Here is a 14,984-nt window from a genome sequence, read left to right as displayed (position 1 = left end):
GATTTCGGATCAGCCAAGTTCAGCAAGCTTCAGCCCGGTCAGCGCCAGGTCCTCACCGCGTACGCGGACCAACACCTCGATACCGCCGACCTGGCCGTCGAAATGCCCACCGGCGAGGGCAAGACCTTGCTGGCGTTGCTGATAGCCGATCACGCGCTTACCCGCCGAAGACCTGGGACTCGAAGTCGTTCGCTTCGCCGCCCAGGACTACGGCGGCGCCAAGCTCGACGACTACCACCGAGCCCGAGCCGTCGGAACCATGAACTACTGGGTCTACTTCAACAGCAGGCAACGGGTCGGGGCGGCCGACCTGGTCATCTTCGACGATGCCCACCTCGCCGAACAGCCCCTCGGCGGGCTGCAGACCCTGCGCATCCCCGACAAGGCCGACCCTGATCGCCACCTCTACCAGACGATCTGCGAGCTGGTCGTGGCCCACACCGACGCGTGCCGTCCTACAAGGGACTCACTCGGGTCAATAGCACGGCTGGGCCGAACGAGTGGTGTGGAAGACAGCCGAGCAGACGGTTTCCGCTGTTCACCAGACAAGACATACGCAGTGTCAACTGCCCGCGCGGATCGTCATCCTTCAGGCGGCAGACAAACTCTGGGAAATCCGGTGAGTTGGAAGGCGGTGCATCAGGGTGGACGCGCGAGGGGACGGGGTAGGCCATGGAGCTCAGAGACGCGTTGGAGAAGCTCTTGCAGAGCTCTCATGTGGCGATTCACTCCACTGCAGAGCTGTCCGGAGCCATAGCCCGCTACATCGCGAAACAAGACGAGAAGCGTTCCGAAGACGAAAAACCGGAGGTGCTGCGCAAGCCCGACATCGGGCCCGTCCCTCCCGCCGAACACGAGGGCGGCTTTAAGATCACGCCGTGGGAGTTGCTACAGACGTTCGGCCGCGCGACCACGCTGTCCGGGCAGAACCCGTCGCGCGGCCTCTCTCAGCATTGGAACTGCCTGCGCTACCTCACGACGCTGGAAGCTCACGGCGGCCGGATGGCACTCTCACCCGACGGACACGACCCGAGGTATCACCGCAAGGGCGTGCAAGCGCAGGAACTCGGTGCAGCATTCGCGCTGACTGCGGCGCGGAAGATCTTACAGCGAAGGCATTCTGGGTACCGCTTCGAGCCCGTCGACGTGGATCTCGCACTCGACGCAGGCTGGGCACTGCGGGGTCAAGGTGCGGAAGCGAAGGGCACACGACGGAGCAGACCTGGGCATTTTCTCGTCGGCAGGAAAGCCGGTGAGCCCTTGCGCATCGCGCTGGTCGACGGACGTGGGTCACACGGCCAGCCCGGTGCGCAGCACAATCAGCTGATGGCCTCGGCCGAGCGGGTCAACGTGATCGCACTCGGCGATGGGCGCGGCAGCGCCGATCCGCTGCCGAGCCTGCTGATGTCGACGGCTTTCGTCGCGGAAGGCGGGATCGAGATACGCCTGCTCGATCCCGTGGGCGGCGGTGTACTCGCCGAACCAGGCAAGCCCTCTCCCGACCCGTACGGCCCTGTGCAGGAGGAGAACTTCTTCCCGGACATCCAGACCGTCGACGCACAGGGCCAGATCTCGAGCCGTCCCGGTTTCCACATCACCTCGGACAAGTTCGAGTGGTTTTCCCGGGTGTTGGTCCGCGCGAGCGCCGCAGCGCTCCTGACTTTCGTCGGCGATCGCGACAACGCGTACAAGTACCTGACCGCGCGGCAGCAACGGCGGCTGGGCGTCGATCACTCTCCGCAGGCGGTCAACGCGGAATGTGACGTCCGCGTCCAACTCGGCGGGATCGCGTTCGTCGGCACCGACCACGTCTTCCGGTTCGCACGTGAACGAGTCGAAGTCTTCTCGGCGATGCCGAAAGAACTGCACGAGATCCTCAAGACGGGTGACGGCGCCCGGGCCTACGCGGAGAAGATGCCGGAGGTGGTCGCCCAGTGCCGGAGGCACTGGGCGGCGGTACAGCGGGACTGGACGGGAATCATAACCATGGATGGTGATGGTGCGGTCATGGCACTCCGCGTACTAAAGAGCGAAGGACGGCCGCTCGAAGCGATCCCCGAACCGCAGGAAGGACCCGCATGAAGCGCCAAGGCCACCTCGCGCAGTGGATACCCGCAAGGTGGCCTTGACCAGCGTCACTGCTTATTCGTAGATCCCGCTCTTGGCGGCCTTCTCCACTCCAAGCCACCGTGGAGGTCTCGTGAGCCACGCGATCGGCACCAACCGGCTCGCCCCGGCCAGCGCCCAGTTCGCGCTGAGCGGGACAAGCTTCACCGAGCGTCGTAACGACGTCGCGTCCCCAGTCGGAGTTCGCCCCTTCGGCCTGCGGCGTGCCACCCCGGACAGCCCCTGGACCACACTGCCGGCCTGGCGCTACGACCCGCAGACACAGAAAGCGGTCGACAGGACCGGACGGCCTTGATCGAGTTGCCCCGGATGGGGCGCCGACCGCGCCCACCACCTCGACCGTCGACGGTGAGGACGGTCCCAGCGCCGAGGGCTGGATCAACGACTGATGCCCCTCATTCCCTGGTTCCTCGCCCAGGCGGACCTCCCGCCCGGGATCAGCTTCGGCTAGCGCGGCGTGACCACTGCCGGCCCCGAATGGGCAACGTTCGCGGCACCGGACGGCTCATGGTGCACCATCGGAACCCAAGCCGCCGAGGACGGCCGACGAGAGATCCGCCAAGGTGGTCCCACGTCCATCTGGGACCGCGTCGAAGCCGCCGCCACGACCTGGATCGAGCTCGGCCGCCCCACCTGGGACCGGCTCGGCCTCACCGTGCCGCAGGACGGCTCGCACCGGATCTGGCTGGACCGCCCGGACACCGTCAGCTGGAGACTGCACCGTTGAAAACCGAACCGCGACCAGAGGGGCGAAGCGTAGCCGGCAACCCGAGCGACGCAGTCCCGGATTCGCCGTCGCCGGGAGAACGACGGCTGCTTCACGCGCAGATCAATGATCTTGCTCGAGGTCGGGCAGCTCCGGAAGGCCGATGAGGTCTTCCTTCACGATCCGGCGCAGCTCGGCGTCATCGATCCCGCTGTACGCGCGCAGCATCCGCGCGGCGCCACCGCTCGACACGCTCACAACGCGAGCGCGAGCGCACCCGGCGGGATGGGCGTCATGCCGAACTCCGCGGTCATGCGCGGCAAGAGCCGCAGACCGCTCATCAAGTCCTCGGACACGGTGATGGTCCAGGCTGCACCGTCGAGGGGCAGTGTCTGGTGCGCGGCGTCCTGATGGGTGTCCACTGCGCGGCGCAGGTCGTCGGCCGAAGGCGAGCCGGCGTGCAGGGCGAACCGTGCCCAGTCTCCGGCTCGGGGGTCGGCGTCCATCAGGGCGGCGAACACCATCCCGGTCTGGAGTACACCGGGATGGTGCGAGGCGGCGTGCTGCAATGCCCTCGCGGAAATGTCGCCCAGCTGCGTCGACGTCCACCACCCGAGCCCGTCGACGGGCGGTGGTCCGGCAGCTCGCAACCCGTCGAGCACCACCTTGATGCGACGGGTGAAGAGCCGGTGAAACCGGGTGGGTGGCGGCACCTCGGACCTGCGCTCCATGAGCGCCACGATGTGATCCCGTTCGGGTGACGGAGTGGTCGTCGCGAGCTGCTTCCAAGTTCGCACGGCGGCATTGTGCGTGCGGTAGGACCGCAGTCCGCCGATGAGCGAACCCGAAAACGAGTCCAAGCGCCGCTCGTGGAAGAGGGCCAGTTCCCAGGCCGACTGGGGGTGGCCGGCCACGATCGACGCCTCTCGCCACCGTTGTGCCGCCTGGAGACGATTCCTGCGGATCTCGCGGTTGAAGGGGTTCCAGTGTCGGCGGCCCGCCCATTCCTCGTGGATGTCGGCCAGCACCGGGATCGCCCGGCCGTCGTGCGGGACCAGCTTCGTCAGCCGCTCGATCGCCCCCTTGAAGTCGTGGTCGGCGGCCAGGGCCCGGGCTTCGGCGATCAGGTCGCCGGTCGGACGCACGGCACTTTCGGGATCGGCGAGGAAGCGCTGCACGCGCCGGTGCCGGAACTCGAAGACCGGACCGTGCCGACGCAGTAAACCTCGGCGGGCGGCGTCGTCCAGGAACGTGAGCAGGTCGGGAGGCAGCTGCCCCAGCACCGCGGACCGTCCTTGCCGGGTCCGCAGACGCCACCAAGCGCTGTGCGCGACAACGACGGCCGCGGCAATCAGGCCACCGAGCACGCTGAGGCCGACCGGCCACCACGAAATCCCGCTCTGCGTGCCGCTGATCCACTTCGCGATGGCCCCGACACCGGCCACGCCGGAGGTGTCCTGTCCCTGCGCCGCGAGCTCTTCGGCCTTTGCGGTCGCCACCTCACCGATCCACGGCGCGGCGGAGTGGGTGATCCAGCCCCAAACGGCTTCCTTGACCATGAACAACGGAGTCGACGTCAAGCCGAAGGCGAGAATCGCCCGAACGCGGGTGATGCGCATGTCCTCGTTGAGGCTCTCCCGGGCGCCGGAAGCGGAGAAAACCTCGGAATCGTCTGCCTCCATCGTGTACCAGGAAGCAATTCCGAGACCGGCGACCAGGCAGAGAGTCAAGTAGACCAGCAGCACAACCGGTGTGGTTGCGGCGCTCCACCAGAGATCCCACACGTCCACCGTGCCCGCCCAGAGGTGAACGGCGTCGAGAGCATCGTGCATCGGAGAGCCCTGGGCCACCGAGGGAACAAGACCGATGAGCTTGAGCACCAACCAGAGGAGCAAGGTCAACACGACACTGAGAAGGGCGAAAAGAACACTGCCGGCCAAGGTGGTCAGCGCGGTGACAGCCGACCACGCACTCCAATCCCAGCGGGACACCAGCCTTCGGGGTGCCGGAGCCGACTCGGCGGCGAAGTCCCACCACTGGAGCACGCTCGTATGACGCTCGTTCATGTACCTCGCCAAGCCGCCGAGCCAACGCTCGGCATCCGCCTGGCGGTACCCTTCCCGGGACCTTGTCGCGAGTTCGTCGGTGTGCTCGAGTGGCGCGTAAGCGGCGGGAAGGTACGACGCCAGGAGCTTGGCCTCGATCGCCTCGCTGGTTTTCAGCTCCGGCGCCAGCAGCTCGGCCGGCTTGCGGTTGCCCTGCTCGTACACGAAACGGGCCAAGTACAGCATGAGCGGCGTGGCCAAGGCCCTGGCAACCGGGCTCCCCGGCACCTGCATCGCGGCTATCAGCGGTGGCCAGTCGTTGTTCCAGCTTTTCACGCTCGCGGTTTCGCGCAGGTATTCTTCGGCGGCAATCATCGGCACCGGCTCGATCTGAACCACCTGGGTGCCGGGTACCGCGATCACGTCGACAGGGATGAGGTCTGGGAACGCGCGCTCAGCGCACGCCAGCGCGAACTGGCGGTCCTCGGCGAAGAGCGCGGTGTTCAGCTTTCCCTTGGCCAGCTCCCACAACTCTTCGGGAATCTCATCGAGGCCGTCGAGCAGTGGCAGCACCCGGTGATGGCCGACCAGGTCGTTCGAGTCGGCCAAGACGATCCGGCGACGCCGCCACCAGGTGCGGCGTCGCTGGGCGACGTCGCGCGTCGAGAGGTTGACCAGGACGGGAATCGGTGAGCTATCGCCGATCTTGGTCGTCAGCTTGATCGCGACTTGCAACAAGGTCGTGCTCTTCCCGCTGCCTTCGGCACCGACCACGATCAGCCGGCAGCCGGCCCGCGCGTTCTCGACGACGTCACCGAGTCCGCCGACCCTGACCACGCCACGATTTTCGGGGTGTCGTGACAGCGGCACATCGATCGCCTGGCCCCGATATGCCGGTCCGAGCTGTTCACCCAGACGGGTGCGGACCTGAGCCAGCAGCGCATCGCGGCTCTTCCGAAACTTGTCAGCCTCTGCCTGGGCCTTGCGCTTGCGGTCGACGTACAGACTGACCACCGTGAGGACGGTGGTGCCGGCCAGGAGCACCGCGAAGGAAGGCCACGGGTATCGGCGCAGGTAGTCGAGCGGCCACGGCCACGGTGGCAGCCCCGACGCCACGTTCGTCACCAGGCCCGCGACGGCACCGATGATCACCATCGCGACAGCCAGGAGTACGCCGAGCTTCGGCGGCCGGTCCGCGTCCGGTGCCATGCAGTGCTACCCCCTGCTTCGAAAGGCCACCCGAGGATTCGCTCCGCCGACCGCCACCGTTACGCCCCGCTCGGCCGGTTTTCCGATGTCGTTGATGGTCACTTTCCTGAGAAAAGCTCACCGGACTCCCACGTGCTCGGCCTACTTGTCCGTCATTTGTAGCGGGGAACGTGTCGCATTTCGTTGATGCCTGATCAAATCGCGCGAATCGGTGCCCGGATACCGATACACGTGACGCACGGCACTTGCGGTGTGTAGTCGATCGGCTATGGTGAGTTGGCATGACCTGTTCGAGGGTGGGGAGGCCCCGTGGGGAATGGCTTCAAGGTCGCGCTCGACGAGCTGCAGCGTGTCGGTGACAGCGCTCTTCCTGCGTTGCGGGACATCATGGGAGCTCAACTCCCGGTGCTGAACGCGCATGAAGGCCTCGCCGGGCCCGGCTCCTTCGGTGCCGTCAACGACTTTCAGTTGGCCTATGCACGTTTCACCGACGAAATCGCCGCCAGGCAGAAACACGGCGCCGAAGTCGTCGATGCCACCGCGGAGGCCGCCAAGTCCATCGTTGCGCTCTACCGCCGCGCCGACGGGCAGGGATAGCCGTGGCGGACTGGAAAACCGACGACGAAGTGCGCTCCGCCGCCGACCGGGCCGCCCGGCGGCTCATCGATCTCTTCGATGACGAGCAACCCGACGGCAAGTGGCTCGGCTCACCGGAGGCCTACCCCAGCGGCGGCGGCGCAGTCCTCCTTCGAGGGCTGCTCGACGACGCCGACAAGGTCGTCAGCCTCGATCCGCAGAAGATCATCGACGAGTTCGAGCGGATGAAGAAGGTCGGCCGCGCCCTGGACCAGGACACCTCGACCGACATCATCGACGTCTTTCGCACGATCGACTATTCGGTCCAGGACTGGGAAGGCGGGGGCGCCAACGCCTTCCGGCACCAGGTCTCGATGATCCAGGCATTCCTCGGCCAGCAGGCCGGCTACCTCGTCAAAACCGTCGAGTCGCTCGCGATCCTGCTCGCCGCGTCGGTGCAGGCGCGGCGGGACTACATCGCGGCCGCCGACGCCACCAGCGCCGCCGTCGCCAAGGCACTGCAGCAGCACGCCGACGCCGACACGAAGATCGCGATCTCCGTCGGTGCGAGCGTCGTCTCGGCCGTCTTGGGCGTCGCCACCGGTGGTGCCTGGTTCACCGCCAGCGCCGGCGTCATCATCGGTGCGTCGTCCGCAGGCCTGCAGCTGGCGGTCGACGGCGACAAGTTCGCCGACGTCGCCTCCGGCTACAAAACAGCCAAAGACCAGGTCCTGACCACCTACCAGGACATCGTCACCACCGCGCTGGGCAAGGCGCAGGACGCCGAACGAGATCTGCTCGGTGAGAAGAACGAGCTGTTCGCGCCGATGCCGCCGAGCATCACAGTGGCCTCACCGAGCTTCCACTACGGAGACTTCTCCTCCACCGACCGGCCGGTCGTGGAGTTCGACTCCAAAGTCGACCAGGAACACCGAAAGCTGATCGACCAGCACGGCCCGGCAGGTCTTACGGCCCCGGCCACTCCGATCCAGAGGCGCCTCGATGGCTGACACGATCCGCCGAACCGCGGTGTACGGCGTCGCGATCGCCGTGACTGCCACCGCCTGCACCGGGCCCGGCACGTCATCTCCGACGTCGTCGGCGACGATGCCTCCGATCACGGCCACCCCGCTGGACGTCACCGCTCACCTGGACAAACCATGCGCAGGGGTGCCCACCGACCTCACCACGCAGCTCGGCCTGCCCCAGCGCAACGATGCCCATGAGACCGTCCTCGTCGGCGCAGGCGATCAATCAGAATGCCGTCTGTCCAGCGGACCGCCGCTGTCCGCAGCGGCCGAAGTCCGCTTCTACCCCAAAGCGCGCCCGCTACCTCTCGTCACCGGCCCCGGCAGCCAAGTCAAACTCACGACCGTGACCGGCTACCCGGCCGGGGAATGGGTGCTCAGCAAAGGAGAGGACGGCAGCTTCACTTCCTGCCAAGTGATCGTCGATATCGCGCCCGGCCAAGGCTTGGCGACGCTGTACAACGGCCCGAACGGCGAACCGGTCACCGCTTCCTGCGCCAAGGCGACGCAGCTCGTCGAGGGAGTGCTCACAGCCTTACGCCGCTGACGTCGTCATAGGCCCGCAAACGTCTTGTTCAGCGTCGAGACGAACTCTCTTGCCGTCGCCGGGATCAAGACCACGTTGTCTTCGGAGTCAGGGTAAACGAGGACTCGGCCCGGCTCCTCGAGATCGATCGCGGTGATCGGCATGCTCCGGGACCGTTCGCCGGCAGAGTCACGGCGGGCGACATAAATCTGGTGGACCGCACGCCGCGGCCGCTGCATCACCTCGTCGAGGTAGCCGGCTTCTTGGCCGTTCGAGTGCTCCGGCAGTGCGCCGTCGCCATTCCGCGCGGAGCTCGTCACAACTGTGGGCACGACCTTCGCGGCAGGCACGTCGGGCAACGTGTCCAGCAGCGCCGTCGCAAGCCACTTGCTTCGCACAGGCTCGAGGGAAACGATGTTGTCGTCAATGATCGCCCGGAGAGCGTCGCCGTCGCGGGCCGCCAGGAGAACCGCGCAGGAGCGCCCGCCGGCGAAGTTGCTGAACGCGTAGTACTCGTGGCCTGCATCGGCGAGAACGGCCGCCGTCGACCGCCACAGCCCGTTCAGCCGGTTGTTGCGGGCCAAGCCGAGATCGGTCAACGCCGCCATCGCCCGGATTTCGAGCTCGCGGCGACCGTCCGCGGTGACCCAGTTGTGCAGGCTGGTACCGAACGCGGGCGGCAGCTCGCCCGTCTCGACCATGCTCCACGCGGTCAAGAAGGCAAGCTTGGGCAGGACGACGGGTCGGTCGATGACGGCCACGACACACACTCCGTGATGCAGGACGACAGGCGGGGAAGGCCAATGCCGGTCCACCCGAAGTGGGTCAGGTTCCGATGGTCGGAGGGACCGGCGCGAAGCCGGTGCGTGGATCGACAAGCCCGTCGTCGACGTCGGCGAATACGCTGCCGTCGTCCCGAACGTACTTGCGCTCGTGTTTCTCGTCTTCGTCAGCGGGACGTGCGTAGCCCGCAGGGCCGACGCCGGCAGATCCCATGCCCGCCCGTCCGGCGCCGGCTACCCGCCCGCCGGCACTCGGCGACCTGCGAGACGGCGCACTGCCCACCTCGCCTGTGCCGGCTCGTGGTGGCGTCCCCGCGTTCGGTGCCGAAGGGAGCGGCGAGTACGAGAACCCGGCAGGTCTCCGACCGTCCGAGTCGGACAGCGGACTGCCGACGGCCTGTTCCGGCTGCGACATCGATGGCAGACCGCTGAGCGTCCGCCCATCCCGCACCCCGGCCGCCCTGGTGACGTCTGCGGATTCCGAAGGGTTGGGTGGCGTCTCGGGTCCCGATGTGCCGGCGGGTGCGTGGGCGTCGCTTCCACGGCGCTCCTCGGTAGTTCCCGGACTGACATCGACAGGCAGTTGCCGGTCCGATGGAGTGGTATCGCCGTCGTCCCGCCGTTGTTCGGCCGGGCGTTCGTCCTGGGCGGCGGTCGCGCGGTGCGTGTCGGTCGGTGTCGTGTCCTCCGGCACGGCGGACGTCGCAGGGTCGAGCTGGCCGTAATCGCCGGACAAGCCTTGCCCTTGCCCGTCCAGATGTGAGACGTAGGCGTTGTAGATCTCGAGGTTCTTCTGCGCCTTCGCGTTGTAGGCCGCGATGGCGTCCTCGGTGTCGGTGTCCCAGGGGGTCGCGACGTCGAAGAACGACTTGTCCGGACGTTCGCCCATCGGTTCCATCGAGCGTTTCGCCAGCTCGAAGCCGTATGCCGCGTCGGTGACGTTGCTGCCGTTGGAGCCCAGCGTCTTCGCCGCGCGCTCGACCAGATCGCTGAACGCCTTAGTCCGTTGCTTCGCGCTTTCGGCGCCCTTGCCGGTCCAGGTCGGCTCGAGATTGTTGAGCATCGTGGTCAGTTCCGCGGCGATCTGGTGGTGTGCCGCGGCGGCGTCGCCGGACCCGATTCCGCTCGTGGTCCAGCTGGAGCTGTTGCCGGCCATGACGTGGCTGACGACCGCGGGAACCGGCATCGCCTGGACTCCGATGTTGCCGGCGAAGAGGTCGCCGGCCCATCCGACGGCATCCTGCACGTTCTGCACGAGCGCGGTGCCTGTATCCGCGGCTTCGCGGAAAGCGTGGTGTGCGGCCGTCCCCAGTTGATCGAAGGGAAACATCAGGAACCCGCCTTCGCTCTCAGCGTCGTGACTGTCATGTCAGCGATCTGAGGGATCAGGCTGCATGCGTCTTCGGTGTCGCGCTTGCTCGCGCCCAACGTCAGGCTCACGTCGATCGAAATACTGTCGGCAAGACCGATGCTCGCCTGACAGAAACCCGCGGGTATTTCGCCACCTTTGTTTCCCGCGTGGGCGACCGCCGGGAAACCTTGGACGTCCGGGAGCACGCGCCACACGGCCGATTGAGGTTGCGTATTGGCGTAGACCCCGCTGAGTCCGACATGGGTGTTGACGGTGTAGGCGACTCCGACAGCGCCTCCGGTCCCGTGATTCGACCACGCACAAGCCGGACCGACCTGAGCCAGATCTTCACGTTTTCCCGCGACGCTGACTCCGACGGCCGCGACGACTTGCTCCGGGGTCAGAGCGTCTACGCACGGATCGCCGGAAAGCACCGACACCGGCAAAGGATCACTGACTCTGGGCGCACCGGCAAAAGGCAGACCGGGAGCCGACGCGTTCTGACCCGCAGGTGCCGGAAGTGCGTTCCCTGCGACTTCGGTGCTGTCCGGCACTGAACAACCGCAAGCCAGACCGGCGACACTGAACGCGACGACACCGTATCGCCAGCGATTCATCCCGTCACACTCCCGTTCGGCGGCGTGAGTTCACGAGCGGCCTCGCCGTCGCGATCGCCGAGCCGGCGCAGGGCAACCTGGATCTTCGCAATTAGTTCGTGCAGATACCTGGCCTCGGCGTCGACGTGGTCGCCGGCCGCGTCGAAGACGCCGTGCCCGCTCGCCAGCCGGGCGTTGTAGGCGATACTGGCGGGATCGTGTGCCGCGGGTCTGACCTGCTTCAACCTTTGGGTCTGCCGTCGGAGCTTTTCAAGCTCTTCGCACGCGTTGAGTGCCTGCGCAAGAATCGTCTTCGCCTCGCCCGGCGACAAGCTGAAACCCGCTCCCGACGCAGTCGCTCCATGAGCGCCGGTGTTGTCCTGGACTTGTACGTCGACACCCGCCAGCCACGGATCGGTGTCTGTGTGTGGTTGTGCCACGGCCGCGTGAACCCCTCCCGCTCAGCGCTGCGTGCCCTCGACCGCCCGCTTCCGATAGCCGGCGATCGGCCGAGCCGGCTTGTCGGACTGATCAAGAGTGATCGGCCCGACGAGTCAGCCGCACGGGTAACCGTAACCCATCAATTACAACCTGCGCAGGCGAACCAGGCGTTTCCCTGACCGTTCGACGCTTTCTTGATCACCCAGAAGGAGGGTAGACAGATTGCTCGGTGGACAGATCACCCAGGTCGGTGATGCATTCTTCGACCGCTTACGACGCCGCTTACCGGGATTGGACAAAATGTTGACAGCTTCGGCGGCCCGTAGCGGAGAACGCGTAGTGTCAACAGAATCGGACACGCACGAGCAACTGCATGTGCATTTCCATCGGATTCGAGTTCCGGGTGACAGGCCTACGACCGTCCCGCGGGGGCCGAGGAGGCATCACCCTCGCCGCCGACCGAGGACACTTCGCCTTCGGACATCGCACGCCGGGTGTCGACGTTGGGGTAGACGAGCTTGTTCAGCGCACCGGTCATCGACTCGCGTCGCTTCCACGCTCATCATCAATTCCCCGAGATGCGGGTCCGCGCTGAACCGCAACCGCACCCCTGACCACCGACTTCGGCACCCATCCGTGCACGGGGCCGCACGCGCCCGGGTGATGCGCGAGGGCGAGCACCGCCTGAGGCGATGGGTCGAAGCCGGCGGTCGGCAGGAGTTCGAACCGGACACGGAGCGGAGGTGGTGGGAACGAAGGTGCCGGCGGAGGACGAAGACCGCGATCAGAATCGCGACCGCAGCGGCCGTCGCCCACCAGAACGCGCCGCTCGCAGCAGGTCACCCAGACGGAGCACCTTCGGCGCGCTGTTCTCCAGCATGGCCTGGCGGCCACGCGCGCCGGGGAACATGTCAGCATTGAGTGCGAGGCCAGAATCGGTTCTGACCAGGAGATAAGTGTTTTGGTCGGCTGATGCGAACGCGCTGCCGTCGCAGGGGCCAACGATCGCCAGCTTGCGGCTCGTCGACGCCACGGCTACGCCAACCATTGTTTCTGCCACGAGGTAAGGCAGGCCATGTTCGCCGCAGTCCTGTGCACGTAACGCCGTTCGCAAGTCATTGCCGTATTACCGCTGAGTTTCAAAGATTTGACGTTGGTCCGCGATCGCGCAGCCCAGCGGCAAGGGGTGGAAGTCTTTCGCTGGTCTCCGGGATCGCCGATTGGTTGATCCAGTATGGTGAATTCGGAGTCGTTGGAGTTCGCCACCGGCTGCGGCCCGACGTCAGGGTCGTATACGAGGTAGTAGTTCTGGTCGTATGGATCGTAGTCGAACAGCCAGCCCGTCTCTTGGGTGGCGAGACCGCAGACCGTTCCTCCGACCTTGACACCCTGGATTCCGTCGATCTCCGCTCCGGTCGACGGCGTGGTGATGGCCACCTGCTTGACGCATGCTGGCGTCGGAACGAGACTGGAATTCACCGGTGCCGGCGGAGTTGGGCTGGCCGGCTGCGACGCGGGTGAGGGGGGCTTGTTGATGTTCGCCTGAACCAGACCGAAGATGCCGGCGATCACGGCGGCAACGAGCGTGAAGATTCCCGGTATCACGAGCTTCTTCATCCTTATCCTCTCGAAGCGCACCTACTCCCTCCCCAGGGGAGCCTGGCTGAAGAGTCGCTTCGCCTGCTGGTTCAGTTACACCCGAAGCTGCGAACCTCCGATGGGCGTCGTCTCGGCGACCCGAGACGAAGTCTCAGGCAATCAAGGACCTGACCCGGGTGTGTGTAAATCGTTCATCGCGCAGACCGGCTGACACCGCACGCTTCCTGTGTTGTCAACTTGAACCGGCTTTCCCGAAGTCCGGCGCTTTGATCATCGAGCTTCCCGAAAGAACGAGCCCCACGTGGGTTGACGTGGCTCGGGCTTGCGCCGAAGAAGACGAGGTCTCTTCGTTGGAGTCGGTCGACGGCGATGCGCGGACCGGCAACATACTGGGTCCGCAGTACGTCGCCATTGGGCCCGCGGGTGGCGGCGAGGGCGATCGTCGTGCCGGTCGGAGTGGCTCGCAGGCTTTCGCAACTGGGTTGTCAATGATCTGCTCGAGTCCGCAGCACACGAGCTCCGCTGGTCCAGTCTCGTTCGGTGACCAGCTGGTCCGCACAGGCAAGTTGATCATGACGTACCCGCGGTCGGGCAGCTCATCGCCTACCTGCTCGACCTCGGCTGGCGTCCGACCCCGGTGTTCCCGGACCACGACCACATCCCGTGGACGCACGCCGGTGCCCCGGAGGACTCCGAGTCAGTCGATCCCATCACAGCCGACCAGGACGCCACCGAGGAGTGGGGCGATGACAACTGCCGACCACACCGGCTTCGCCCCGGCCGCAGCCGCCGGCGCGGCGACCACCGTGATCCTGGCCGACCTCGCGAACTCCGACCACCGAGCGGTCGTCGTCGACTCGCCGCCCGGCGCCGGCAGGAGCCCCGACCAACAACCAGGTCGACGACCTGGTGATCCGCCTGGCCACCGCTCACCCTGACACCACGATCGGCCGGCTGAGCGCGACCGGCTACTTCGCACCGTCGACCCCTTCCCGAACACCGTCGTCGCCACCCGGGTGGCGGCCGTGGCCGCCTGCCGGATCGTCGTCGGCACCGCCGCCAAGTGGGCAACCGTCCGCGACGAGATCTTCGAGTGGGGGATCCTGGACGAGTCGTACCAGATGCGGTCGGACCTGCTGTTCCAGATCGTCGACCGGTTCGAGCGCGGCCTGTTCGTCGGGATCCCCGGACAACTGGACCCCTTCACCCTGACGGACGCGGAACGGTTGATCGGGCTTCCTTACGACCCGACCAGCAACGGCGTCACCGTGATGGTGAAGCACAACCCCGGGACTCCCGTGCACCGGCCGCCCGTGTCCTGGCGGCTTCCGGCCACCGCAGCGCCGACTGTGTCCCGGGCCTTCTACCGTTCGCCGGCTTCAGCGCGGGCACCGGCGAAGGCGTCCGCGTGATCGAGTTCGGCACCGCGGCATTCGGCCGCACCGCCTTGGACGAGACCCTGGCGTTCGCATTCGCCGGCGGCTGGGCGTTGCACGAGCTCCCCCGCCGCCACGTCCCGCGCACCGACACCGACAGCCGCGAACCTCGCTGTCCGGACACTGGACCGCGGCACGGTCGCCACCTGCGAACGCCACCCCGGCGGCCGGGCCCTGGACGCCGGCGACATCGCGATCGGCGTCGCCCACCGCGACCAGGCCGCTCTCGTCCGGACCGCGCTCGGGTCGCCCGCACGCGGCGGGCGTCGCCGTCGGCACCGCCAACAGTCGGCAGGGCCGCGAGTTCGAGCTCGCGATCGTTGTCCACCCGCTGTCGGGCCACCGGGACGCGACCGCGTTCCACCTGGAGACCGTGCGGTTGTGCGTGCCCGCCACCCGCAGGCCTGCATCGTCGTCGCCCGCGAAGGAATCATCGACCTGCTGGACAGCCACCCATCGACGGACGCCGTCCACCTGTCGGTGCCGGCGAAGTTCCCGGACGGCTGGGAAGCCAACCAGGTCGTGCTGGCCAAGCTCACCGAGCACCGCGTCGCCGGCTGAC

At 66.8% G+C, this 14,984-nt stretch carries 19 protein-coding genes; 9 read left to right on the top strand and 10 right to left on the bottom strand.

The window, feature by feature from the left end; translation table 11 throughout:
• Positions 1–9: 9 nt before the first annotated feature.
• Positions 10–153 (bottom strand): hypothetical protein, encoded by a 144-nt coding sequence (locus ACZ61C_RS07165; protein WP_465303798.1) that lies wholly within the window; start codon positions 151–153, stop codon positions 10–12.
• A 4-nt stretch (positions 154–157) separates the two neighbouring features.
• Positions 158–439: a hypothetical protein gene (locus tag ACZ61C_RS07160; protein ID WP_465303796.1), complete on the bottom strand. Its 282-nt coding sequence runs from the start codon at positions 437–439 to the stop codon at positions 158–160.
• 233 nt (positions 440–672) lie between these two features.
• Between ACZ61C_RS07160 and ACZ61C_RS07155 the strand changes: the two genes are divergently transcribed.
• The 3 genes from ACZ61C_RS07155 (at position 673) to ACZ61C_RS07145 (ending at position 2,854) form a co-directional block, all read left to right on the top strand.
• Positions 673–2,082, top strand: coding sequence for a hypothetical protein (locus ACZ61C_RS07155; RefSeq protein ID WP_465303794.1), 1,410 nt, complete (start codon positions 673–675; stop codon positions 2,080–2,082).
• A 118-nt stretch (positions 2,083–2,200) separates the two neighbouring features.
• Positions 2,201–2,422, top strand: coding sequence for a putative ATP-grasp-modified RiPP (gene tgmA / locus ACZ61C_RS07150; protein ID WP_465303792.1), 222 nt, complete (start codon positions 2,201–2,203; stop codon positions 2,420–2,422).
• Between the two features lie 162 nt (positions 2,423–2,584).
• Positions 2,585–2,854 (top strand): hypothetical protein, encoded by a 270-nt coding sequence (locus ACZ61C_RS07145; protein ID WP_465303790.1) that lies wholly within the window; start codon positions 2,585–2,587, stop codon positions 2,852–2,854.
• A 102-nt stretch (positions 2,855–2,956) separates the two neighbouring features.
• Here ACZ61C_RS07145 and ACZ61C_RS07140 read toward each other — a convergent pair whose 3' ends face one another.
• On the bottom strand, positions 2,957–3,085 hold the full coding sequence (locus ACZ61C_RS07140; RefSeq protein ID WP_465303788.1) for a hypothetical protein: 129 nt from the start codon (positions 3,083–3,085) through the stop codon (positions 2,957–2,959).
• 2 nt (positions 3,086–3,087) lie between these two features.
• Positions 3,088–6,087, bottom strand: a complete 3,000-nt coding sequence (locus tag ACZ61C_RS07135; protein WP_465303786.1) for an NACHT domain-containing protein — start codon at positions 6,085–6,087, stop codon at positions 3,088–3,090.
• Between the two features lie 309 nt (positions 6,088–6,396).
• Here ACZ61C_RS07135 and ACZ61C_RS07130 point away from each other — a divergent pair, with 309 nt between their 5' ends.
• Genes ACZ61C_RS07130 through ACZ61C_RS07120 form a run of 3 tightly spaced genes read left to right on the top strand, consistent with a single transcriptional unit; the run spans position 6,397 to position 8,238 of the window.
• Positions 6,397–6,684, top strand: a complete 288-nt coding sequence (locus ACZ61C_RS07130; protein WP_465303784.1) for a hypothetical protein — start codon at positions 6,397–6,399, stop codon at positions 6,682–6,684.
• A gap of 2 nt (positions 6,685–6,686) precedes the next feature.
• Positions 6,687–7,673, top strand: a complete 987-nt coding sequence (locus tag ACZ61C_RS07125; protein WP_465303782.1) for a hypothetical protein — start codon at positions 6,687–6,689, stop codon at positions 7,671–7,673.
• Positions 7,666–8,238, top strand: a complete 573-nt coding sequence (locus tag ACZ61C_RS07120) for a DUF3558 family protein (RefSeq protein WP_465303780.1) — start codon at positions 7,666–7,668, stop codon at positions 8,236–8,238. The genes ACZ61C_RS07125 and ACZ61C_RS07120 overlap by 8 nt, the downstream gene beginning before the upstream one ends.
• Positions 8,239–8,243: 5 nt before the next feature.
• Here ACZ61C_RS07120 and ACZ61C_RS07115 read toward each other — a convergent pair whose 3' ends face one another.
• The 6 genes from ACZ61C_RS07115 to ACZ61C_RS07090 all read right to left on the bottom strand — a co-directional run bounded on the left by ACZ61C_RS07115 (position 8,244) and on the right by ACZ61C_RS07090 (position 13,004).
• Entirely contained in the window at positions 8,244–8,978 is a 735-nt protein-coding gene (locus ACZ61C_RS07115) for an ESX secretion-associated protein EspG (protein ID WP_465303778.1), read from the bottom strand.
• A gap of 64 nt (positions 8,979–9,042) precedes the next feature.
• Positions 9,043–10,329 (bottom strand): hypothetical protein, encoded by a 1,287-nt coding sequence (locus tag ACZ61C_RS07110; protein WP_465303776.1) that lies wholly within the window; start codon positions 10,327–10,329, stop codon positions 9,043–9,045.
• Positions 10,329–10,967: a DUF3558 family protein gene (locus ACZ61C_RS07105; RefSeq protein ID WP_465303774.1), complete on the bottom strand. Its 639-nt coding sequence runs from the start codon at positions 10,965–10,967 to the stop codon at positions 10,329–10,331. The genes ACZ61C_RS07110 and ACZ61C_RS07105 overlap by 1 nt, the downstream gene beginning before the upstream one ends.
• Positions 10,964–11,386 carry a hypothetical protein gene (locus tag ACZ61C_RS07100; protein ID WP_465303772.1) on the bottom strand — a complete coding sequence of 141 codons (423 nt, stop codon included), beginning with the start codon at positions 11,384–11,386 and terminating at the stop codon, positions 10,964–10,966. Before ACZ61C_RS07100 ends, ACZ61C_RS07105 begins: the two co-directional genes overlap by 4 nt.
• Positions 11,387–11,799: 413 nt before the next feature.
• The gene (locus ACZ61C_RS07095; protein ID WP_465303770.1) at positions 11,800–11,925 is read right to left on the bottom strand and encodes a hypothetical protein; all 126 of its coding nucleotides are present in this window, start codon (positions 11,923–11,925) and stop codon (positions 11,800–11,802) included.
• A 497-nt stretch (positions 11,926–12,422) separates the two neighbouring features.
• The gene (locus ACZ61C_RS07090) at positions 12,423–13,004 is read right to left on the bottom strand and encodes a hypothetical protein (protein WP_465303768.1); all 582 of its coding nucleotides are present in this window, start codon (positions 13,002–13,004) and stop codon (positions 12,423–12,425) included.
• Positions 13,005–13,732: 728 nt separating this feature from the next.
• On the opposite strand from ACZ61C_RS07090, the gene ACZ61C_RS07085 reads away from it, so the two are divergent.
• The 3 genes from ACZ61C_RS07085 to ACZ61C_RS07075 all read left to right on the top strand — a co-directional run bounded on the left by ACZ61C_RS07085 (position 13,733) and on the right by ACZ61C_RS07075 (position 14,983).
• Positions 13,733–13,924: a hypothetical protein gene (locus ACZ61C_RS07085; RefSeq protein WP_465303766.1), complete on the top strand. Its 192-nt coding sequence runs from the start codon at positions 13,733–13,735 to the stop codon at positions 13,922–13,924.
• 78 nt (positions 13,925–14,002) lie between these two features.
• Positions 14,003–14,398: a hypothetical protein gene (locus ACZ61C_RS07080; RefSeq protein ID WP_465303764.1), complete on the top strand. Its 396-nt coding sequence runs from the start codon at positions 14,003–14,005 to the stop codon at positions 14,396–14,398.
• A gap of 405 nt (positions 14,399–14,803) precedes the next feature.
• Positions 14,804–14,983 carry a hypothetical protein gene (locus ACZ61C_RS07075; RefSeq protein ID WP_465303762.1) on the top strand — a complete coding sequence of 60 codons (180 nt, stop codon included), beginning with the start codon at positions 14,804–14,806 and terminating at the stop codon, positions 14,981–14,983.
• The last annotated feature ends 1 nt before the right edge of the window (position 14,984 follow it).

This window comes from Amycolatopsis sp. NPDC104587, assembly GCF_055583645.1.
Note: the sequence above shows the minus strand (reverse complement) of the source record. Positions and strands in the feature narration are given on the sequence as shown.

What these genes read in the sequence shown, in the direction of transcription:
- ACZ61C_RS07155 (WP_465303794.1), top strand. Translation starts at nt 673, where the DNA reads ATGGAGCTCAGAGACGCGTTGGAGAAGCTCTTGCAGAGCTCTCATGTG.
- ACZ61C_RS07135 (WP_465303786.1), bottom strand. Translation starts at nt 6,087, where the DNA reads ATGGCACCGGACGCGGACCGGCCGCCGAAGCTCGGCGTACTCCTGGCT.
- ACZ61C_RS07120 (WP_465303780.1), top strand. Translation starts at nt 7,666, where the DNA reads ATGGCTGACACGATCCGCCGAACCGCGGTGTACGGCGTCGCGATCGCC.
- ACZ61C_RS07110 (WP_465303776.1), bottom strand. Translation starts at nt 10,329, where the DNA reads ATGTTTCCCTTCGATCAACTGGGGACGGCCGCACACCACGCTTTCCGC.
- ACZ61C_RS07105 (WP_465303774.1), bottom strand. Translation starts at nt 10,967, where the DNA reads ATGAATCGCTGGCGATACGGTGTCGTCGCGTTCAGTGTCGCCGGTCTG.
- ACZ61C_RS07095 (WP_465303770.1), bottom strand. Translation starts at nt 11,925, where the DNA reads ATGACCGGTGCGCTGAACAAGCTCGTCTACCCCAACGTCGACACCCGG.
- ACZ61C_RS07090 (WP_465303768.1), bottom strand. Translation starts at nt 13,004, where the DNA reads ATGAAGAAGCTCGTGATACCGGGAATCTTCACGCTCGTTGCCGCCGTG.
- ACZ61C_RS07085 (WP_465303766.1), top strand. Translation starts at nt 13,733, where the DNA reads ATGACAACTGCCGACCACACCGGCTTCGCCCCGGCCGCAGCCGCCGGC.